Source organism: Paenibacillus sp. FSL F4-0122 (assembly GCF_038002845.1).
In the GTDB taxonomy this organism is placed as follows: Bacteria; Bacillota; Bacilli; order Paenibacillales; family Paenibacillaceae; genus Paenibacillus_AQ; species Paenibacillus_AQ odorifer.
Genome location: NZ_JBBODI010000001.1, coordinates 6,334,678 through 6,356,578, shown reverse-complemented (window position 1 = coordinate 6,356,578; position 21,901 = coordinate 6,334,678). Strand labels below are relative to the sequence as shown.

Genomic DNA, 21,901 nt, shown 5'->3' with positions numbered 1-21,901 from the left:
AAGGTGCGATGAATAAAATGAATACAAAAAATTGGAAAGTTATATTGATCCTATCAACTTCTCCATTATTCATCGTATTAGCAATTGTTGTATCCGTCTTATATGGTGTTAAAGATATTGGAATATTGACAATATGGCAGGCGATTACACACTTCGATGCTAATAATGTGGACCACAACATTATTATGACATCTAGATTTCCGCGTGTAATCGCCGCTTTATTAGTTGGAGCGGCTCTGGCTGTTTCAGGGGCGTTAATGCAGGGGGTTACACGTAACTATCTTGCATCACCATCGATTATGGGAGTAAATGACGGATCGGCATTTGTTATTACGTTGGCTATGGTGTTTTATCCGGGATTATCGAATGTTCAGATGATTATTTTATCCATGGTGGGTTCAGCCATCGGAGCGGGTTTGGTTTTCGGATTTGGTTCCTTGGTCAAAAACGGTTTATCACCAGTCAGGTTAGCTATTATTGGGACTGTAATTGGTACTTTTTTAAGTAGTATCGCCTCAGCAGTAGCGATGTTTTTTCAAGTCTCACAAAATGTTAGCGTTTGGTATAGCTCGAAAATACATACCGTTAATCCAGATATGCTAATATTATCGATTCCTTTTATAATCGTTGGACTGCTCTTGGCGGTTAGTATTTCTAAATCAGTAATGGTTGCTTCCCTGGGGGATGAAACGGCGATTAGCTTGGGTCAACGAACAAAATGGGTGAAAATTGTCAGTATTATATCTGTTATATGTCTGACCGGGACAGCAGTAGCTTTAGTTGGCAAGATAGCCTTTGTGGGCCTAATCATTCCTCATATTACACGTTTTATCGTAGGTATAGACTATCGCTTTATCATTCCTTGCTCAGCGGTGATTGGAGCTGTTTTTTTAGCGTTATGCGATGTCTTAAGCCGTTATATTAACTTTCCGTTTGAGACGCCAATCGGTGTTGTAACAGCCTTTATTGGAATCCCGTTCTTCCTTTATTTAATTCGGGTTAAAGGGGGAGAGCAGCGTGGATAGAAGTAAAATACAGTTTAGCCGCTATATGCTGACACTATTAGTTTTTATCCTGTTAACCCTTGTGGCGGGGTATTTTCATCTTACGAATGGCGTGTTTGATATGTCTGTAATGGATGTGATAAAAACGCTGCTGCGAATAGATCCTAACCCTAAATTTGACCTGGTTATTTTTCAGTTTCGGTTACCACGGATCATTATTGCCTCATTAGTAGGAATAGGTCTGGGGATGGCGGGAACTGTCATTCAAGGAATTACCCGTAACGGGCTGGCTGATCCAGGGATCCTTGGGATTAATGCAGGCGCTGGAGCTGCCATTGTCGCGTTTATGTTTTTCTTTCAGATGTCGGGAGTTACTTTTTTCAAAGAAAGCTGGTTCTCGATACTAGCCATGCCGCTGTTTGGTTTTGTAGGTGGGCTTGCCGCAGTTGTGATTATCTTTATTTTCTCTTGGCGGAATGGTGCACTCGATATGCAACGCTTGATTTTGACAGGGATCGCGATTAGTAGTGGTTTTGGTGCGTTGTCGTTGTATATTTCTCTGAAAATGAATGCAAGTGATTATGAAATGGCCGCGGTTTGGAGTGTCGGAAGTATTTATAGCGCGAACTGGACTTATATCATTATGATCGCACCTTGGGTGCTTATTTTAGGATTTGTAATGTATCGAAAAAGCTATTTACTCAATTATTTTCAATTGGAGGATTCCAGTACAAAAAGCTTGGGGATCTCGGTAGAAAAAGAAAAGCTGATCTTTCTGTTATGCAGTGTGGGGATTGTAAGTGTTTGTGTATCTGTATCCGGTTCTATAAGTTTTATAGGCTTGATGGCTCCTCATATCGCCAGACGATTAGTAGGAATTAATCACCGCTATATTATGTTATCCAGTGCAGTGGTTGGGATGTTTTTGCTGGTGATCTCAGATTATTTTGCCAAAACAATATTTCAGCCGGCAGAGTTACCCGTGGGTATAGTCGTTTCGATTATTGGTATTCCATATTTCTTATATTTATTAGCCAAGTCAAGAGTGTAGGGGAGAGAGTACAGAAAAAATGACAACACAAGTAGAGCTCGAACACACAGAATCATGGAAACTTGAATCTCAGTATATGGGTTACACGTACGATATAAAGGTTTCTCTTCCCAGAGAAGCAGCACCAGAAAAGGGCTTTCCAGTATATTACATGCTCGATGGTAATTCATATTTTCAATTAGGTCGGGATGTCGTAAAACTGCAGTCAAGAAATGCCCCAAAAACTTTTATTGCACCAGCAATTGTGATTGGAATTGGACATTATGGTACAGATGAAGAGGTCTCTAAAAGAAGATTTTATGATTTCACACCTCCTGCGAGGCAGTATGTATATCCGGATCGATTGAAAAATGCTGACATAGGACCACATGGTGGGGCTGAGAAGTTTTTAGCTTTTTTAGAATTAGAGTTAATGCCAGCAATCAACAAGAAATATAATGTGGATCAGCATAAACAAGCCTTGTTTGGTCACTCTCTCAGCGGTTTATTTGTCCTCTGGACGTTATTCACTCGTGCGAAGCTATTCCAGTATTATTTGGCCTCTAGTCCATCCATTTGGTGGAATGATCATGAAATCCTGACGTATGCGGAGCGGTTTAATAACAATGGTCAAGTGAAGATGACCGATAAACAAAAGTTATTGATTACCGTAGGGAGTGAAGAGTCGTTTATGGTCGATGACGCAGCATTATTATTTTCAAAAATGAATGAATATGCTCTGCCTAATTTAGAGGTTGAGCACTATGTCGCACCCAATGAAAATCACGCTTCTGTAGTGCCAACGATTATGAGTAGAGCGTTTCGAGTGCTGAACTGTTAAGGAGTGGGGATATGACGCAAATTAGGGCAGGCGAGCTTGTGCTTTTTGAACATATAGATCGTCAGATTACCGTGTATTTACCGAAAGAATATCATCTATTTCCGGAGCGGATATTTCCAGCGGTTTTCTTACAGGATGGAGATTTTTTGTTCAAAGAGGCGATTATAGCTATAGAGAAAGATGTGGAAGAGGGAGTAACAGAGCCGGTTATTTTTATCGGGATTGATTCTCAACTGCGGAATGATGAATATACACCTTGGGAAATGCCTGCTCTTTTTAAGGATTGGTCCTTTGGGGGCAAGGGCGATGATTATTTGAATTACGTCTATCAGGATCTTGTACCCTATATCAAAAGCTCCTATCGCATCTCTAACGAGCCGAAGAAATTGGCTTTGGGTGGTGTTTCACTAGGTGGATTAATAAGTCTGTACGCAATGTACAAGACTGAAGCTATTTTTGGAAATTTTATATTCATATCTGCGTCTGTATGGTTTAAAGATTTCATTCATTACATGGAAGCTTCAAGACTAGATAGGGAATGCAGAATTTATATGTATGTTGGTGAACAGGAAGGTATCCACAAGACAAATGTCCAGAAGGACATGGTGCCTAACAGCAAACGTGCTTATGATATTTTAAAAGAGAAGATTGATGAAGCTGATCAGCGTGTGAAGTTTGAGACGGATCCGCTGGGCACGCATAATGACATGTTTTTCCTGCAATATTTTCCGAATAGTATCAGGTTCTTATTTCCTGCAAAATAAACATAATAGGACGAGCGGGAGAGAGTAGCCTTGCTTCGTCCTATTTATCGATGAAAAGGGTCATGGCTAGCACATAGCTGCTCTAGTTATTCTTCTGTAAATTCTCGAGATGGGCATCCAAATTGTCGAAGGTTTGGGAAATCCCCTCTAACATCCCCATATCAATAACTTGTTGCAAGGCTTCCGGAGAAGAGTATTTACCGGTATTCACCAGCTTCGTTTGACCATCCAGGACGATAAAATCTAGTTGGACAAGCGTCTCAGGCAAATCTTTTGAAATATTACCCTCTGCATCTGAGAACCCATCTGTATAAATGACTTGTTCTGGGACTGTAATTTCCTTATACAATGCCTTGCCCCAAGACTCCATACCGTAGAAATCACCTTGATTCTTATCCTCGCACTTCATGCAATAATGCCAAGTACCCCCTGGACGGAAATCGACATTACATACGGGAAGCGTCCAACCTTTTGGACCCCACCAGTGCTTCAAATGCTCAGCCTCAGAAAAAGCTTTGAATACAAGTTCACGTGGAGCTTGGAATACGCGCTCTAATACTAACGTGTTGCCATCAACAATTTTGGATACCACTTGGTTGGACGGGTTAGAATTTGTCATGGGATAGATCCTCCTCAAATTTGTTTGCTTCCTGCCAATTTCAGCCTGAGACTATGATTTTTTATTGTTTTCATTGCTCTGTAGCTTTTGCAAATAATCATCCAGTCGATCATATCGTTCTTCCCATATATGGCGGTAGGAGTCTAACCAATCGTCTATTTCCTTAAATGGATCAGGACGGAGCTTGCAAATGCGCTTGTTAGCAACAGCTTGAACTTCAATTAAGCCTGCTTCACTAAGGACACGCAAATGCTTGGACGCTTGAGGCTGCCGTAGCTGAAGACTTTCTGCAATCTCCCCAACGGTTAAGGGATTAACCCGTAATAGTTCAACGATCTGCATGCGGTGTGGCTCAGCTAAGGCACTCATAACGTTAGTATTCATAAACGAGGATCACTTCGATTCATTAAATTCATTCGCTCTATTAATGACGCACCATGGTTAAACGGCTCTATAGCGCCTCCTTTTTGTTATTTCCTGTTTGTAATATTAATTTTAATATACCATGACAGGAATATTCCTGTAAAGGAATGTATAAAATGCATTGAATGACACCTGCAAAAGAAGGGCATGATACAAGCATTAAAAAGAAATATGTTCCATGATAACCATCAAACTTTACAAAAAACATAGGAATAGATATAATTAAGTATAACTTATCGGGTTTTAGAAATACGCAAGGGGCCTAACGCCAGTGGGCTCCTTTTGTATTTCTTGGCCATGTTACAGGAGGGTGAAGGTCATACACAATGAAAAGATTATGGTTTGTGTTCATTATGGTCCGCATGGGGAGCGTTTAATCCGGCGTGGTGTCCAACTATCTGAAATTATAGGGGCGCCATTGTTTGTATTAAATGTCGATAGTTCGGATATTGATGAATATAATCAGAGCAAAGAAATGTATATGACGGTCTGGAAACGTCTTGCCGATGAAGCTGGCGCAGAGTTTATCATTCGGAAACGTGAAGGCCGAAAAACAACAGATATTATTGTAGAAGTTGCTGAAGAGAATGAGGTTACACAGATCGTCATTGGACAATCTGCTCAAACTCGGTGGCAGGAGCTTACCAAACGTAATTTCATCAATGAACTCATTGGTAAAATGAAAATGATGGATCTGCATGTCGTGGCTGTGCAGCGGATGCGCGCCGGGTTGGAAGAAACCCATGAGGAAGGCGTTATCGCCTACCTGGTCAAAAACGGGGCTGAATATCAGCTCAGTGATGAACCTCAGGGAGAGTATTCGCTTAAGGGAAAGTTCTTTCACGAACTACACACAGAATTTGAGAACGGTTTATTCAGAATTGAGCAGGAAGATGGAAAGGCTAGATATCTGCATATTTGTGATGGCACATTGACCGATTCTTTATAATCGGGCTTGCCCTTATCAACATTGGGGCCTTGTATATAAGGCCCTACCAATCATATGATCTTTGGCTTTTGGTGAAAAAGTAAGTACTAAAGTTCACAACTTGATAAGCTCAAGTGGAAAAGGAGGACTGCCTTTGCTGCATGTAATCATACTTGTTCCGTTTCTAATGGCCTTAGTAATCGCACTTTTGTCCAAGAGAGCACCCAACCTTCATAGAGGATGGCTTGTTTTCCCTGGTTCACTCGTTTTGTTTGTTTATTTCTTAACCCGGATTCCCGTTATTAAGGGTGGGGATTTGGGATATGAAACCATTTCATGGATTCCTTCACTAGGAATTGATTTAGTTTTCCATCTGGATGGATTAAGTTTGTTGTTTGCTTTGCTAATCACTGGGATGGGTAGTCTTGTAATTATCTATTCAATTTATTATCTTGACCGGCGAAAAGAAGCGTTAACCCCTTTTTATATTTATCTGATGTTGTTTATGGGGGCGATGCTTGGCGTTGTGCTCTCAGATAACTTGATGGTGTTATACGGCTTTTGGGAATTAACAAGTGTTTCGTCATTTCTGTTAATTGCCTTTTGGCATCGGCGGCAAAAATCGCGGTATGGTGCTCTCAAATCTATGTTGATTACCGTATTTGGTGGTTTAGCGATGTTTGCCGGCTTTTTAATGCTTTATGTAATGACAGGCACCTTTAGTATCCGGGAAATTTGGAGTGAGGTTGGCGATATTAGCGGGCATGCTTTATTTATTCCGGCGATGCTACTAATTCTTTTAGGCGCCTTCACCAAATCAGCGCAGTTCCCGTTTCATATCTGGCTGCCAGATGCCATGGAGGCACCTACACCCGTTAGCGCCTATCTTCACTCGGCAACGATGGTTAAAGCTGGATTGTATCTTGTCGCCCGTTTCAGCCCTGTTTTTGCGGGGCAATATGAGTGGTTCTGGGTTGTGTCAGGCGTCGGTTTGATCACCTTGATTTATGGCTCTATCCAGGCGATGAAGCAGACGGACCTGAAGGCTCTATTAGCCTATTCAACGATTAGTCAACTTGGACTGATTATGGGATTGCTGGGAATGGGATCGGCAGCGGCATTTTATGTAGGGGGAGATTCAGTCTTTTACACTGCTGCAACAACAGCGGCTATCTTTCACCTTATTAACCATGCCATCTTTAAAGGCTCTTTGTTTATGATGGTCGGTATAGTTGACCATGAGACGGGTACCCGCGACCTGCGAAAGCTGGGCGGACTGATTTCCATTATGCCGGTTACCTTTACGGTAGCGATGATCGGCAGTTTCTCGATGGCTGGTTTGCCGCCATTTTCCGGGTTTTTAAGTAAAGAAATGTTTTTTACGGCTGTTCTGAATATCCGAAACCTGGATATATTGTCTGTTCCCTCGTTGTTTACGCTCTTCCCGGTTTTGGCCTGGATTGCCAGCGTGTTTACTTTTGCATACAGTATGATTTTGGTTTTTCACACCTTTTTCGGAAAATATCAGCCTGAGAAGCTGGACAAAAAACCGCATGAAGCCCCATTTGGACTTCTGCTTGCCCCGTGCCTGCTAGCAGTGCTGTCTATATTTATCGGTTTTTTCCCGAATATATTATCCAAAACACTTATTATCCCTGCAATGAATGCTATTCACCCTATCTTGCAGACCGGAGAACCCTTTGTTGTGAATATTCATTTCTGGCACGGCTTTACACCAGAAATATGGATGACACTTGGTGTTGTGATTCTTGGTATTATTGTATACCGAATCTATGGCCGCTGGAGTCTGGTCGATAAAGAATGGGGCAGTGGCTACACTTTAAATCAAGTCTATGACGGAGTAATCCGGCTGGTCGAGAAATCGTCTAGGGCGTTGACTGGCACCTATATGACAGGTTCCATGCGCCATTACTTGATGTATATCTTCGCTTTCCTGATCGTAGCCATTGGTGGAGCCGTGTGGTATACCGATGGAATAACGCTTGGGACAACTGAATATGCTCCGTTTTCTTTGTTTGAAGTTATTGTTGTTATGGTTATGCTTGTGGGCGCTTTGGCTATCCCCTTTGTTCGTTCCAGAATCACAGCCATTTTGTTAACAGGAATGGTTGGTTATATGGTTACTTTACTCTTTGTTCTGTTCCGGGCACCTGATCTGGCGCTTACCCAGATGATTGTCGAAGTAGTATCCGTTACATTGTTCCTGCTATGTTTTCGGCATTTGCCTAAGCTGGAGAAAGAGCCGCTCAAACTTCGGTCCCGCTTGCCTAAGCTAATTATTTCCATCGGGATGGGAATAACTATGACATTGGTTGCACTTGCTGCTTTAGGCAGTAGTCCGTTCGAATCCATCTCGAAATATTATGTGGAGAATAGCTATACCTTGGGTGGCGGTAAAAATATTGTTAATGTTCTGCTCGTTGATTTCCGCGGCTTTGATACCATGTTTGAAATTACAGTGCTTGGCCTTGCCTCACTTGCTATTTATTCCATGATCAAACTGCAGCTGGATACGGATGGAACTATTGCCCCACTGAAGCGGGCTGTGAAGGATAATAAACCACGTTCTTCTGTAAGTGATGATGTGTTACTACAAGCGGTAGCTAAAGTAGCCTTCGTTATGATACTAATATTTTCGCTTTATCTGTTTTTCGCCGGACATAATAATCCGGGAGGCGGATTTATTGGAGCATTGATGGCATCAGCCGCATTGGTACTGCTCGCCATTACTTTTGGGATTGATATGGTTGAGAAGGTATTGCCTATCGACTATCGTAAGTTAATCGCGGTTGGGGTATCTGTAGCTTTTCTTACAGGAATAGGTTCGTTTTTATTCGATGTACCTTTTCTGAGCCAAGCGTTTGGCTATTTCCAACTGCCACTTATGGGCAAAACAGAACTGACCACAGCAATGTTCTTTGATCTCGGTGTTTTCTTAGCTGTTATTGGTGTCACTATGAATATCATATTTACGATCGGGAGGGATAGCTAATGGAGCTTATTATTGCCCTGGCGATCGGTGTACTGTTTTCCGTAGGTGTTTATCTAGTTCTTTCCAAAAGCTTGCTGCGCATCCTTCTGGGAACCACTTTAATAACGCACGGCGTTCATTTGTTGTTACTGACAATGTCTGGCCTCAAGACAGGTGCTGCACCATTGCTGGGTGAGGAAGCGGAAGCTTATGTCGATCCTTTGCCGCAGGCGCTCATTTTGACCTCTATTGTAATTAGCTTTGGAGTAACAGCATTTTTTATTGTTTTGGCATACCGGACTTACCGCTCGACGGGTACCGATGATGTGGAAGGAACCAAGGAGGAGAGACGATGAACAACTTGTTAGTGCTGCCTCTGCTGATTCCGGCCATTACGGCAGTTATACTCATTTTTTTGAAAGAACGAGTACGTCTGCAACGAATCATAAGTGCCGTCAGTGTGTTTGTAAATATCTTTGTTGCAGGATTCATTGTGTATCAGGTAAATACAAACGGTATCCAGACCTTATATATGGGGGGATGGCGTCCACCTTATGGCATTGTGTTTGTTGCCGATATGTTTTCGGCATTGCTCGTTTTGACTGCGGCCATTGTTGGCGCGGCTTGTCTGTTTTTTTCCTTCGCTAGCATTGGGGAAGACAGGGAACGGTTTTATTACTATCCGTTTTTCCATTTTTTATTAACCGGGGTATTTGGCTCTTTCCTCACCGGGGACCTGTTTAACTTGTTTGTCTGCTTTGAGGTGCTGTTAGTTGCCTCTTACGCTTTGATCGTACTTGGTGGGTCCAAGGGTCAACTGCGAGAGACATTAAAGTATGTATTAATTAATGTGATTTCCTCTTCCTTGTTTGTGGCGACGATTGCTTATTTATATGCCGCGACAGGAACACTGAATATGGCGCATCTATCTATGCGTGTAGCAGAGGCGGGACAAGGCGGTGTAATGAACGTCATTGCGGTCCTGCTGCTAATTGTATTTTCGATTAAGGCAGGTTTACTGCTCTTTTTCTGGCTTCCCGATTCTTATAGTGCACCACCATTGGCTGTTAGAGCCCTGTTTGGGGCTTTGCTAACCAAGGTCGGATTGTATGCAATTACTCGTACCTTTACTTTGATTTTTATTCAAGAACCGGGACTCACCCATACATTGATTGCCTGGATGGCGGGGGCGACGATGATACTTGGGGCAATCGGGGCATTGGCATACAACGATTTGGGCCGAATATTTAATTATAATATCATCATCAGTGTAGGATTTATTGCTTTTGGGATCTCTGTCGCGACTCAGGATTCGTTAAATGGTGTAGTGTTTTATTTAATGCATGACATGGTTGCCAAAGCATTATTATTCTTTCTGGGTGGGATGATTATCTCAGCTTCAGGCACTGACCGCTTAAAAGAAATGGGTGGTTTAATCCGACGTTATCCGTGGACCGGCTGGATGTTTTTTGTACTGACTTTGGCATTGGTTGGTGTTCCACCCCTTAGTGGTTTCGCTGGAAAAGTGATGATGGTGCGGAGTGGATTTGGCGAGAATCACGTGGCTCTGGCGCTGATTGCACTTGCATCCAGCTTCGTAGTGTTATATTCCTTGATCAAGGTATTCCAGCAAGTGTTCTGGGGTGGCGAGAAAAGGGAAGAACAAGTCAAACCGCTTCATTATAAAGCTATGATGGCACCGGCAGCTGTTCTGTTCGCGATTGTAATTCTGATGGGTGTGGGTGCGGAGACGGTAAACGGACTTGTCAGCCAAGCCGGAGCTGTACTGGCTGATCCAGCACTATACATCAACGCTGTCATGAAGGAGTGATACTATGGCTTTTCAACTATTATTGAATTTCATGATAGCATTCCTGTGGATGTTCCTGCACAATGACTGGACTGGGCCACGTTTCGTCATTGGTTTCTTGATCGGTATCCTCATTCTGCTCGGAATGCGACGTTTTTGGCCCAGATTATATCTAGGAAAAGTGTGGGCAATTATTAAGCTAATCCTGTTGCTGCTGCGGGAGCTGGTCGTTTCAAGTTATGTAGTAGTAAAAGCTGTTCTGAGACCGGAGCTTAATATACGTCCAGCAATCTTAAAATATACTACAGAGCTGAAATCGGATTGGGAAGTGGCTACGTTGATCACATTGCTCTGCCTTACTCCCGGATCTGTGGTACTTGAAGTTTCGGATGATAACCGGACTTTGTATATTCATGCCATGGATGTTGAGGATCCCGCACAGTTCAGAGCGAATATCCGTGACACCTTTGAGCGTGCGATATTGGAGGTGACCCGTTAATGATCCAATTTATTCTTATGCTCTCGCTTACGATTATGGCGCTGGCGATTGGTGTATGTGCCTGGCGGTTGTTGAAGGGACCTTCTTTGCCCGACCGGGTAGCGGCACTGGATACGATTGGAATTAATCTGTTAGCCATGGTAGCCGTTCTTTCTGTTTTACTCCGAACGCAGGCTTTTATCGAAATTATTTTGTTAATAGGCATTCTTTCCTTTATCGGCACGACGGCATTTGCCAGATACATCGAAAGGGGAGTGGTGCTAGAACATGGAAACGATCAAGACAGTCGGTGAATTGCTGTTTGCCTTATTAATACTGATGGGGGCATTGCTTAGTGCTGTAAGTGCTTATGGTCTGATTCGGCTGCCTGATGTTTATCTGAGATCACATGCCGCTGCCAAAAGTGCCACCCTTGGTGTTTTATGTGTTCTGAGCGGGGCCTTTCTATATTTTGCATTTTTTCTAGATCATATAAGTGCTAAGCTGCTACTGGGGATTGTCTTTGTATTTATGACCTCACCTTTATCTGCACATTTGACGGGCAGAGCTGCTTATCGCTCAGGGGTTCCCTTATGGAATCGCAGAATTCAAGATGATTTAAGAGAGGTACTGGAGAAAGAAAAAGCTGTAGCAGCATCCCCTGAACGGGATGTGCCTCAAGAATAAAATCCATGGAATGGTGATCTGCGATTTCGGATTACAACAATAAGTTTGGATCGCAATAGCTAAAAAGCAACAACCCTGCATGAAAACGCGGGGTTGTTGCTTTTTTAGATTAAAACTACTCTTTTTTGTTATCTTAACGAACTAATATTTTGCCTTCTCCAGCAAGTATGCGAAGTACTCTTGGGAGTCGATCACCATCATTCTCAGGGATGTCCAATTGAATGCCGTAGTGGAAACTGCCTTGTTGTTCTTTGTTCCATTTCAATATTCCTTCTATGTACATAGATTCATCCGTAAGATTCATTTCCATGCCAATGCGTACTAAGTTATTTTCTGGGTTGATATTGAGGGGTAACGATAAGTGGCAACCCGATCGACTGATATCGAACAATACAGCCCTTACAGGCTTGGAAGGAACCTGGATTCCGTTAATAGTAAGAATATGAAGATCAAATGTTACAGGTTCTTTAAGGGTATATCGAAAAGGTTCGGTTCTGCGATTAGTGTTCATATGCTCCTCCATACTTTTCCATGTAATATAAATTATCGACATAAAAGTAGGATTAGTGAAGAGCTGATTCTATTTTTGATTATTTCAGTACTTGAGCAGTCTCGTAGGTAAGGCAGCGCAGACTTTGATCAGGATAACGCATTTCTGCCGTGTAGCTGCTGCCATCTTCCAGCATCATCTGAACAGCGACCATGCCGCGTTTATCATTGGTTTCAGTGTTGATCAGTGTTGCTGTAGCAATTTTCCGGCTTTCTTTTTGTTTATCTGTAAGGATAGTTATGGCCGCATTGATCCAACGGGCATCTTTATAGATAGTGCTGGCAGCAGAAGCGCTAATTGGTGTTCTTTTCAGAGCATTATTAATCGCGGTCGTATTCACTACCATACCGTTTATGGGATCAATTAGTACATCATATTCCCAGAATTCCTTACCTTGCCCTTCTAGCGTCTTGGCGTTATATGGACTGAAATGTACAGCCCATGTCCACGGCAGCGAGGTTCGGGTATCACTCAGAATAACCCGCATCTGCAGCTTGGCAATGTCCACATCGAATAATTTGCGAACGCTTGAAGCAGCCAGAATAACGGCATCAGTTTGACTCAGATCCCCTGCAGCAGGTGGTGTGACAATGGTCCGTTTGGATTCAGAAGTCTCATGACCAGCCATGTCTATGAAATTGTTAATGGGTTGTATTTCTTTAGGACTTATCTGCGGTTGTAGATCGTCATTCACTGTGGAGGACACCGGCGTTGGTGCTTCCAACTTCATCCCTTGGGTTTTGGTGCTGGTTAAAGCTAAATGGGTGGTGTTTTGAATGACTGCACTGACGATTAGCAGACTCCCCGAGAACAGGAGTACAGCTAAAGTAGTGGGGAATTTTTTGTTATTCACTTGAATAACCTCCATTTGCTTCGGATGATGCTGAATCTTCCTAACCTTAAACTATAGATGTTATAGAGTAGGTGATCAGATGTTATGGAGTTGTAAAAAGATGCGGATACTTGTTCCTTGACCTAAAGTAGAATTGAGTGAGATTCTAGTTTGATGCGCATCTGCGATTTGCTTGCATAAAGATAAACCAAGACCCGCACCCCCGTATTCGCGTGTGCGCGATTTTTCACCTCGATAAAAGGGTTCAAAAACACGCGCGCTCTGTTCCGGTGTCATCCCAAATCCCGAATCGCATACTTCCAATATGGCTTCATTTTGCAATGCATAGGCAAGCAAGCGGATGGTGCTCCCTTGCGGAGATGCATGAATGGAGTTTTCGACAAGGTTAACCAAGAAGGAAGTTAGCAGATCATGATCACCCCAAACCGCAGGGATGGAATAAACCATTTCTAGTTTGATGCCTGCTTCGTCCAATTTAAGCTGCTCAATCTGTTTAACCGATTTGAACAAATCTGATATGTCTACTTGTTTCAGAGTCAGAGGATGATGCCGTAGGACGGACAAATCCAGCAGTTTGAAGGCTAAATTCTTCAGGCGTAAGGTTTCACTAAGGATATATTGACCAGCCATCTGCTGTTCTTCCTGGCCTATATTCGCGGAAGTCAGAAATTCAGCAAATCCCTGCATACTGGTTAAAGGTGTGCGTAGTTCGTGGGCGAGGTTATCGACCATTCTCTGCTTTTCATCGGCCATATTAGACAGTTCGATCACGTGCTGTTCCACTGCGTTTGCCATTCGGTTAAAGTTCAGGGCTAACTCACCAAATTCATCTTTACTGCGCAACTGCACGCGTTCGGTATATTTGCCTTCAGCGATCGTTTTTGTAGTCTTTGAAAGCTGTTTAAGTGGTTTGGTCAACTGCCGGATCAGCAAGTAGAGTAATAGGAGCAGAATTGGACCGATAATCCAGTTAATCATTACAAAAAAACGGTTCAGCTCATGCTGCTTAGCATACAGGTCACTGATATCACGTTGGTAAACGATCGTCAAAGCTTGATAGGGAGCAGGGAGCTCAGTAGAGAGTTGAATAGAATGTGATTCCGGTGTTGAGACTGATGGGACTCCGGCATTCGGATAAACCAGCTGGTCATTCTCCCAGAGCTGTAGTCCGATTCCCTGCTTATGATAAAATTCACCATAGGATTGAGCCACGCTGGAGATTAAAGTAGAGGTAAGTGTGGCCCCACGGGTCTGAATCGATTCAAGATTTTCATAAATGTTGTTTGCAATTAATAGCTGTTCGCTTGAAGCACGCTGCATTTCGCTGTCCATGTTCAGCTGCCAGCTTTTTTTCATAATCATTATTACACTTACATCTAGGGCGACGATGAAGAAGGCGAGGACTGACAGCAGAATTTTATGCCAGAATCTCATACTAGACCTGAACTTCCAAGCGGTAACCAAGCTTAAATACGGTTTTAATTCGTTCTTCCCAGCCTAGTTTTTTGCGCAGCTGCCTGATGTGAACATCTACGGTACGCGTATCTCCTTCAAAATCATAGCCCCAAGCTAATTCCAGCAACTTTTCCCTTGATAAAGCAATATTTCTGTTGCGGATAAGGACCTCAAGAAGCTCAAATTCCCTAGCGGTTAAATCTACGGGTAGTTGATCCACCATGACAAGCCTCTCAAGATAACGTACCTCAACGTTTTCACAAAGAAAATTGGAAATGCCTTTTTCGCTCCTGCGTAACACCACATTGATTCTTGCCAACAATTCAAGGATTTCAAAAGGTTTAATAATATAATCATCGGCGCCCAGCTCAAAGCCCTTGATGCGATCAGCCAGTGAATCTTTAGCGGTGATTAGAATCATCGGAATTTGTAAGTGAGCAATCCGCTGCATGATCTCAAAACCATCCAGTTCGGGCAGCATTATATCGAGCAGAATTAAATCGGCCTTTTCACGTTCCAGCAGTTCAATAACCTCCAGCCCGCGATAAGCCTTGCTATAGGTATGTCCGACTAATTTTAGATTCATAGTAATTAAGTCACTGATTGCACGTTCATCTTCTACGACTATGATATGGCCCATAGTTCATTGTTCCCTCCTAAGCTAGCAAATCACTTCCTAATGCTAATAAACTATAAACAACTTATTACAGAATTGTCCAGTGAAGGTATGAAAAAGCATCTAGTTCTTCATAATTTTGATTGTGAATAGAGCTCAAAAAGGACTGAAAGAGAACGAAAGCAGTCTCTTAATCAATCCTAAAACACATCATTATAAGCCTTTGCAACTCTTAATTAATTGGAAATTCCATCCGTTGTTGACTTAGGCAAGGGGGTATCGGGGGCAATAAAATCGTGAACGATTTGACGGAAATATTCGTGATTATCATAGCTGTTGTACATACGCCAGGCCACCGTTTGGGAGTTGCCGAAAAATAACCGCTCGAACTGGGTTTGACGACCTCCGAATGCACCCGCTCCTAGTTCCCACGCCAGCCGGAATAAGGCATTTCGATACCATGCATCCGAGACATTCCCCTTCAAATATTCATAAAGATAAGAACCAGCGCTTGATGTAAAGTCGGCTTCAGAGGGGATCATGATGAGACCGCTTGAACTGAGGTTTTGAACCATTTCAACCATTTCTGGATAAAACTCTGAAAAGTGAATGGTTGAAGCCAATAGTGGTCCCTTGTCTGGAACGAGATATCCAAATTTGTCGAGCGAAGCCCCTATTTCCGCTGCAAGTCTTAAGGCTTTGAATGTTTCTAAATAGGTTAATATTCTGGAAATAGGCAAAATCGTGTAGGACTCAAGGACAGCGTTTTGTTCTTCAGCCAAAGACTCTAGCATACCAAGAAAAAACTCGGTTTTTGCAATATAGCGGGTGACAATTTGGTGGGCCATATGCGTATGAAAATTACTCTCGCCGAATAATCGGGAACAGTACATCTCATCGCCATAATAAAATATACGATCATGAGGGATAAGTACACGGTCAAAGATAACAAGGGTATCCATTTCTTCATATCTTGAACTTAACGGATGGTCGTAAGTAGATGAGGCAGCGTAGCTTTCACGGCAAAAAAAAGTCATTCCAGGCAGATCATTAGGCACCGCAAAGGCAAACGCAAAGGGATTATCATCATCCACAAGTGAGGGTGAGGGAGTCGGGAATACAAGCATTTCATCGCAGGTAGCTCCCTGTGTTGCCATCATAAAAGCACCGGTAACAATCATCCCCTCATCATTGATTTCTACGACTTTAGCAGCGATAGAATCCTCTGTAGCATCAATCTGGCCGGATATTTTGCTGGCTTGAGGCTGGATGAAGGCATGGGATAAGGTAATGTCATAATCACGACAGTAGGCATAGTATTTTCTGAGGTTCTCAGCATATTTCGGATTAAGGTCCTCAAGGATATCAGCAGCTGTGAAGAGAGACATAATGGCTGTATTCATATAATCGGGGGAGCGTCCTAAAAATCCATGATGTCTATTGGACCAGAGTTCAATCATTTTTCTCCGGCGTTCTAAATCTTCAGCATTTTTTGGTGGAAGAAAAGATAAACCAACAGGATCTCCAGTATCAGGTGAAGGATAGGTCATCTGCGCCAAATAACGTTCATCACACTGCATGTTATACATTTCAGCTTGTGTTTGTATGAGACCCTGAAAGGCAGGGTGTTTGGATAAAGGACCTTCAATACGTGTTCCTCTGTACCAGATATTGATCTTTTGCCGGTCGATTCGTTCGATGTATTGATTACCTGTTTTTATAGGCATAGGTTCCACCTCATTGAAGTCATCTTTGACTAATAAGCCGTATTATTGCTATTAATGTACGTGACCATGAATCTACGTGTACATTGTCCATATACCGTGTGTGAACAGGGAGTTTGGGGTTGACATAAACGAAGCTGACTTGTATATTTTGGATATTGGATTACAAATGTAGTCATGCTAGGAAAGAATGGTGGATAGTATTATGTCTAAGGAAACTCCAAGGATTTCGGATGCCGAGTGGGAAGTGATGAAGGTGCTGTGGGCAAGTGCCCCGCGCACTGCAGGTGAGATTGTTGAAGCACTAGAAGGCAGCAGGGACTGGAACCCAAAGACGGTACGGACGTTGATTAAGCGTCTGACAGAGAAGCGGGCTATTGGTTATAACCAGACAGGTAGGTTGTATTCATATTATCCGCTGGTGAGGGAAGAGGAATGTGTCCAATCGGAGACACGATCCTTTCTGAAGCGGATCTACGGTGGAACTCTACGCCCGATGTTGGTCAATTTTTTGCAGGATGAAAAGTTGTCCCGGGAAGATATTGAAGAATTGAAGAGAATTTTGGATGAACGAAAGGACTGAGCCGCTTGCTGGAAGCTGCATACAATCTGTTCGTCAAGGTATTGTCGCTGTCTGCCATGGCGAGCGTGCTGGCTCTGCTGATCTTATTGACCCGGTTCCTGTTCAAGGATCGTCTAAAACCTACCTGGACGTATCTTCTGTGGATACCACTGATCCTGAGGCTGGCAATACCTTGGGCACCAGAAAGCACATTTAGTATTTTTAATCTGTTGCCGCTGGAGAAAGAAGCGGCGCAGAGTACCATTTTTCCGTCAGTACAGTCGGAAGTCGGCTTTACTTATATGTCCGGGTTGACCGGAGAGGAAGAGGAAGCAGCGTCAGTTACTGGAATTGCAGAAACTGGACCTTTGCCGGGAGCATCGGCATCGGATGATGTGGCACAAGTCAATCCGCAAATAGACAGTTCTTCCAGGGCGACCGATTCAGGGTGGGAGCCTCTATATTTTCTGGTTTTGGTGTGGCTTGGCGGAGCCGCGGTGGTACTGGGCTTGTCAGTTCGAGTACAACTTCGATTTACCGCACGGGTTCGAAGGGAACCAGAGATTCATTCCTTAGAAATCCAACGGTTGTTCCGAACCTGTCAGCAGGAGATGCAGGTACGGCGCCCAGTCAAGCTGATCGAGACAAAGCAGATTGCCGTACCGACACTACTTGGCGTTATACGGCCCATGTTGCTGCTGCCTACCTCTACCTTACACACTCTGGAGACGAACGGGCTCCGTCATATATTCCTTCATGAGCTGGCGCATGTGAAGCGCCGTGATATTTTGCTAAATCTGCTGACAGGTCTGCTGCTGGCCATGCATTGGTTTAATCCTCTGTTGTGGTATGCCGTACGCCAAATGAAAGAGGATCAAGAGGTTGCCTGTGATGCTCTGGCCTTGAAGCATCTTGAACCAGCGTGCCACAGAAGTTATGCCCTGACACTTCTCAAATTGTTAGAAACCTTACCCGACCCGATCCGGTTGGCAGGTACAGCTGGCATTTCGAGCAGTAAAAAGGAAATGGAAAGAAGGATTATCATGATTACCAGACACAAAAAATTTACGGCAAAAAACTCACTGCTGGGCCTAGCTGTAATTATGGTCTTAAGTGGCTGTACCCTGACAGGGGCAAAGCTGAATTCTGCATCAGCCCCGGCAAAGAGCGCTCCTGCTACTTTTCGGGCAGAAGCGCAGGATAAAGAGAGCACCGCTTCCAGCGTTAAAGGCACTCTATTGGCGGAAAAAAACGGAATCACGGTATCTGCTAATCCCACTGGGGAGAATGCACTTTTGCATAAAGTCACGGTAGATGTGCGTGGTGAAGTAAGCCGTACGTTCTTGTGGAATGCCGGGGAAGATGAAACTCGGCCTCCATTGATTGAAGAAGCAGATGTGAACGGGGATGGGACTAAAGAAATCTTCATACGCATTACGACCGGCACAGGTACCGGACTTTCTATGAGTGAGATTCATGTGCTCCAGCCTGTTACCTTGGAAGAGCTTGTGGTCGAAGATCCGATCGAAACGTTGAATCAGAGGCTGAAATCCTCCATTACACACCGAAATAACCATACCTATGTATCTGCTGAACTGGACGGAAAGCATTTGACCAAAGTATATGATTACACTGAGGGAGCTTGGGGAGAGAAGGTCGGATTTGGCTCAATAGTTTCATACGAGCTGATAGATGACCAAATTATAGCCCACTTGGCTGGTGCAGCCTCTATGTCTGAGTTTCCGCTCGAAGTTATTGCCGTTTACGGGAAGAATCTGACCATTGAGAGCGCACAGATGTACTATGGTTCGTTTATATCTCCACCGCTCAGTGAACAGGACATCAAGTCCATGATGGAAAAACAGCTTCCGGCAAGCGGTTGGACCTTTAGCAAAGACGGAGATCAATATAGGGTGGATATAGATCCACTGAATGGCGTAGGGGAAGGCAGCAGCTATAAAATTAATCCGCTTACCGGAACGGTTCATGACGTAACTTCTGGCAGTCCACTGAGAAGTCTTGTAAACCGAGAAGCGATAGATCTGTGGGATATCTCTAACGGTACAGAATACCAGAAGGAACTGTATAAGTTACTCCAACCTATCTTTGATACAGAGGGTTTCAAGCCAACAGGTACGGACTGGATTTCAGGCTTTATCGGGGATGGTTATTTGTTCAGTGATGTTAGGCAAGGAAGCAGGGAATTTACGATTAAAGTAGATATCTTTACTGGTCAGTGGGAGGAAATTCCTGACCCGTATAAATAGTTAATTATCAAAGGTCTGTACCGTACGATTGAAGAGACCATTACTAGCGAATTGAAACTAAAAGCAGCCAGTGCGCGCCGATGGATTATCGGCATGCACTGGCTGCTTAATTTTTCTGGAAGGGAGGATAGTCTCATGACTGCGTAACTTACGGATGACTAGAGGGCTATTCGACCTGGAACTGGTTTAATTCGTCCTGAAGCTTTTTGGACAACTGGTTGAGCTGCTGGGATAGCTCGGCAACCTGTTCAATGCTGTCCAATTGTTCCTGCGTGCTTGCGCTAACTTCTTCCGTCGAAGCGGAATTCTCTTCTGTAGTTGAAGAAATGATTTCGAGTGCCTGTAGGATTTCATCTTTGTGCTTATGGACTTTGGAGGTGTTGCTGCTGATTTGAATCATACGTAATCTCAAAGCCTCCAAATCGCTGTTGATGCTAAAGAATACCTGTTTCGTAGCCTCCACGGATTTTGCATTTTCTTCGGCAATTTCAAGTCCTTGGGCTGTGTATTCCACGGATGCTCTAGTTTTTTCCTCGATTTCATGAACCTTTCTGCCAATCTCCTGTGTGGCCTGTGCGGTCTGCTCCGCCAACTTGCGAACCTCTCCGGCAACAACGGCAAATCCGCGCCCCTGTTCTCCCGCACGTGCTGCTTCAATGGAAGCATTTAGCGCCAGCAGATTGGTTTGCGTAGCGATTTGATGTACCGTGTCCACGATACTTGAAATTTCATGACGGCTTTGATCAATATCATGAATGGCAGACGATATCGAATGAGTGGAGTTGTGATTTTCTTCTGCCCATTTCGATAACTGATTCAATACACCTAACCCCAGTTCGCTCTGGTCGGCAGAAGCCTGCACCATCGTCTCTATGGCTATGGCATCATTTGCGATTTCGTCAATTTGACCAGATAATGATCCGGTTTTTTGCAAAATCGTATCCGTTTCAATCGACTGGTAGTTGGTCGCATTCGCAATCTCATTAATGGCCGTTGCTGTATCGTTCATCGTTATAGCTGTACGGGAAGAAATGGATTGCAGATCTTTTGAGGACTGGTTTAATACCTGAGCGGAGGTACCCACTATTTGAAGCATCCCTTGAATTTTCTGGACCATGTTGAATATTCCGTTGGAGATCTGTCCAATTTCGTTGTTGGAATAGGCATCAAATTGAACAGTCAAATCCCCATTTTCCACCCGTTTGATTTTGGTGAGCAGCTTCGGTATGGATCTGAGCAGATAACGGAGTGTGATATACGAAAATAGAACGAGCAGAATCGCCGCTGCCACAAACCCGCCAATCGTTATCCAGGTGAACTTTTTTAATTCGGAGAGCACTTCACGCTCTGAAATAGTTAAACCTACGGACCAGCCGGTATCTTTACTTGTAGCATAGCCGATGTAACGGCGTTCTCCGTTGTCATTAATCAGATGTACGCCGGATTCACCAGCGATCATTTTCTTGCCGATCCCCCCAAGATCACCTGGCAGCTCATTAATCTTTTCCTTTGTGACCTTAGACTGGTCTGGGTGATACAGTATATCACCTGTTTTGGAGGCGAGAATGGAATAACCAGTGCTGCCTAGCTTATAGCTTTCCATTATCTCAGGGATATTTTTAGACGCTATATCAACCGCGACAAAACCGATTAATGTATTGTTGTCATTTTTTATCGGATAAAAAATACCCATCAGCATATCGCCTGTAGTGATGTCAATATAAGGATCGGAGTAGTACAGGCCGTCTGCTTCGATTGCTGGCTTATAATACGGCCGTTCTTTAATGTTAAAAGCAGCATCTGATGTCGTACCATTGTTGAGGATGTAAAAACCTTTGCCGGCAGTACTAGCAATCCATGCATCTGCAAAAGTGGGTTCCACCTTTACAATGGCAGCTAGTGTCTTTGCTACTTCAGCGGCATGCGGTGAAGTCTTGGCCATTTCTGGAGATTTGGTGGTTTCGATGTATTGTTTGAATAAGTTATTCGTTGACATTTGCTTGACCAGTGAACCCTTTTCCTTAAATAGTGCATCAAATTGACTGACAAGTGCCTGTGTTTTGGTCTGAAGCATAGATTCTTGTTGTTTCACAAGTATGCTGCGAGTGCTGGAAAACATAAAGGTTCCCAAGATTGAGAAGACGACAACAATAATAACTAAAAGTACAATGGACAAAGTATTTGCTATGCTTGATGAACCGAACCGCCTTTTTTTTAGTTGTTTTAACATGCTACCATCTCCCCCAAGTTGTCTCTGAGCAAATAGCTCATAAGAACATATCGGAAGATAGTGAGATT

The 21,901-nt window shown here is 43.5% G+C and carries 21 protein-coding genes; 13 read left to right on the top strand and 8 right to left on the bottom strand.

Annotated elements, in window-relative coordinates; genetic code table 11:
* Positions 1-8: 8 nt before the first annotated feature.
* From MHH49_RS27910 to MHH49_RS27895, 4 genes are read left to right on the top strand one after another with little or no spacing between them, the layout of a single operon-like run.
* Complete coding sequence (locus tag MHH49_RS27910; protein WP_036686394.1) at positions 9-1,025, top strand: FecCD family ABC transporter permease; 1,017 nt, start codon at positions 9-11, stop codon at positions 1,023-1,025.
* 25 nt (positions 1,026-1,050) lie between these two features.
* Positions 1,051-2,055, top strand: coding sequence for a FecCD family ABC transporter permease (locus MHH49_RS27905; protein ID WP_076104305.1), 1,005 nt, complete (start codon positions 1,051-1,053; stop codon positions 2,053-2,055).
* A gap of 19 nt (positions 2,056-2,074) precedes the next feature.
* A complete protein-coding gene (locus MHH49_RS27900; protein WP_076104284.1) occupies positions 2,075-2,875 on the top strand; it encodes an alpha/beta hydrolase in 801 nt (266 codons plus the stop codon).
* An 11-nt stretch (positions 2,876-2,886) separates the two neighbouring features.
* Positions 2,887-3,639 (top strand): alpha/beta hydrolase, encoded by a 753-nt coding sequence (locus MHH49_RS27895; protein WP_076104283.1) that lies wholly within the window; start codon positions 2,887-2,889, stop codon positions 3,637-3,639.
* An 82-nt stretch (positions 3,640-3,721) separates the two neighbouring features.
* Here the strand turns inward: MHH49_RS27895 and MHH49_RS27890 are convergent, their stop codons facing one another.
* A complete protein-coding gene (locus MHH49_RS27890; RefSeq protein ID WP_036686397.1) occupies positions 3,722-4,258 on the bottom strand; it encodes an SRPBCC domain-containing protein in 537 nt (178 codons plus the stop codon).
* A gap of 51 nt (positions 4,259-4,309) precedes the next feature.
* Positions 4,310-4,642: an ArsR/SmtB family transcription factor gene (locus tag MHH49_RS27885; protein ID WP_036686399.1), complete on the bottom strand. Its 333-nt coding sequence runs from the start codon at positions 4,640-4,642 to the stop codon at positions 4,310-4,312.
* A 349-nt stretch (positions 4,643-4,991) separates the two neighbouring features.
* Here MHH49_RS27885 and MHH49_RS27880 point away from each other — a divergent pair, with 349 nt between their 5' ends.
* From MHH49_RS27880 to mnhG, 7 genes are all read left to right on the top strand, one after another.
* The gene (locus MHH49_RS27880) at positions 4,992-5,630 is read left to right on the top strand and encodes a universal stress protein (RefSeq protein WP_232061321.1); all 639 of its coding nucleotides are present in this window, start codon (positions 4,992-4,994) and stop codon (positions 5,628-5,630) included.
* Between the two features lie 127 nt (positions 5,631-5,757).
* The gene (locus tag MHH49_RS27875; protein WP_341138811.1) at positions 5,758-8,622 is read left to right on the top strand and encodes a Na+/H+ antiporter subunit A; all 2,865 of its coding nucleotides are present in this window, start codon (positions 5,758-5,760) and stop codon (positions 8,620-8,622) included.
* Positions 8,622-8,957 carry a Na(+)/H(+) antiporter subunit C gene (locus MHH49_RS27870; protein WP_036686402.1) on the top strand — a complete coding sequence of 112 codons (336 nt, stop codon included), beginning with the start codon at positions 8,622-8,624 and terminating at the stop codon, positions 8,955-8,957. The genes MHH49_RS27875 and MHH49_RS27870 overlap by 1 nt, the downstream gene beginning before the upstream one ends.
* A complete protein-coding gene (locus MHH49_RS27865) occupies positions 8,954-10,432 on the top strand; it encodes a Na+/H+ antiporter subunit D (protein ID WP_076189930.1) in 1,479 nt (492 codons plus the stop codon). Before MHH49_RS27870 ends, MHH49_RS27865 begins: the two co-directional genes overlap by 4 nt.
* Positions 10,433-10,436: 4 nt before the next feature.
* Entirely contained in the window at positions 10,437-10,910 is a 474-nt protein-coding gene (locus MHH49_RS27860; protein WP_076126047.1) for a Na+/H+ antiporter subunit E, read from the top strand.
* On the top strand, positions 10,910-11,203 hold the full coding sequence (locus MHH49_RS27855; protein ID WP_076135632.1) for a Na(+)/H(+) antiporter subunit F1: 294 nt from the start codon (positions 10,910-10,912) through the stop codon (positions 11,201-11,203). The genes MHH49_RS27860 and MHH49_RS27855 overlap by 1 nt, the downstream gene beginning before the upstream one ends.
* A complete protein-coding gene (gene mnhG, locus MHH49_RS27850) occupies positions 11,178-11,576 on the top strand; it encodes a monovalent cation/H(+) antiporter subunit G (RefSeq protein WP_036686408.1) in 399 nt (132 codons plus the stop codon). Before MHH49_RS27855 ends, mnhG begins: the two co-directional genes overlap by 26 nt.
* Before the next feature lie 133 nt (positions 11,577-11,709).
* Here the strand turns inward: mnhG and MHH49_RS27845 are convergent, their stop codons facing one another.
* From MHH49_RS27845 to MHH49_RS27825, 5 genes are all read right to left on the bottom strand, one after another.
* A complete protein-coding gene (locus MHH49_RS27845; RefSeq protein ID WP_076126051.1) occupies positions 11,710-12,087 on the bottom strand; it encodes a PilZ domain-containing protein in 378 nt (125 codons plus the stop codon).
* A 79-nt stretch (positions 12,088-12,166) separates the two neighbouring features.
* The gene (locus tag MHH49_RS27840; protein ID WP_341138698.1) at positions 12,167-12,979 is read right to left on the bottom strand and encodes a hypothetical protein; all 813 of its coding nucleotides are present in this window, start codon (positions 12,977-12,979) and stop codon (positions 12,167-12,169) included.
* A gap of 75 nt (positions 12,980-13,054) precedes the next feature.
* On the bottom strand, positions 13,055-14,413 hold the full coding sequence (locus MHH49_RS27835) for a sensor histidine kinase (protein WP_341138697.1): 1,359 nt from the start codon (positions 14,411-14,413) through the stop codon (positions 13,055-13,057).
* A gap of 1 nt (position 14,414) precedes the next feature.
* Positions 14,415-15,074: a response regulator transcription factor gene (locus tag MHH49_RS27830; protein ID WP_341138696.1), complete on the bottom strand. Its 660-nt coding sequence runs from the start codon at positions 15,072-15,074 to the stop codon at positions 14,415-14,417.
* Positions 15,075-15,286: 212 nt separating this feature from the next.
* The gene (locus MHH49_RS27825; protein ID WP_076104282.1) at positions 15,287-16,777 is read right to left on the bottom strand and encodes a 4-hydroxyphenylacetate 3-hydroxylase family protein; all 1,491 of its coding nucleotides are present in this window, start codon (positions 16,775-16,777) and stop codon (positions 15,287-15,289) included.
* A 202-nt stretch (positions 16,778-16,979) separates the two neighbouring features.
* On the opposite strand from MHH49_RS27825, the gene MHH49_RS27820 reads away from it, so the two are divergent.
* Both MHH49_RS27820 and MHH49_RS27815 read left to right on the top strand, forming a co-directional pair.
* On the top strand, positions 16,980-17,357 hold the full coding sequence (locus tag MHH49_RS27820; protein ID WP_076213085.1) for a BlaI/MecI/CopY family transcriptional regulator: 378 nt from the start codon (positions 16,980-16,982) through the stop codon (positions 17,355-17,357).
* A gap of 5 nt (positions 17,358-17,362) precedes the next feature.
* Entirely contained in the window at positions 17,363-19,603 is a 2,241-nt protein-coding gene (locus tag MHH49_RS27815) for a M56 family metallopeptidase (RefSeq protein WP_341138695.1), read from the top strand.
* A gap of 166 nt (positions 19,604-19,769) precedes the next feature.
* Here MHH49_RS27815 and MHH49_RS27810 read toward each other — a convergent pair whose 3' ends face one another.
* Positions 19,770-21,833 carry a methyl-accepting chemotaxis protein gene (locus tag MHH49_RS27810; protein ID WP_036686418.1) on the bottom strand — a complete coding sequence of 688 codons (2,064 nt, stop codon included), beginning with the start codon at positions 21,831-21,833 and terminating at the stop codon, positions 19,770-19,772.
* Positions 21,834-21,901 lie beyond the last annotated feature (68 nt).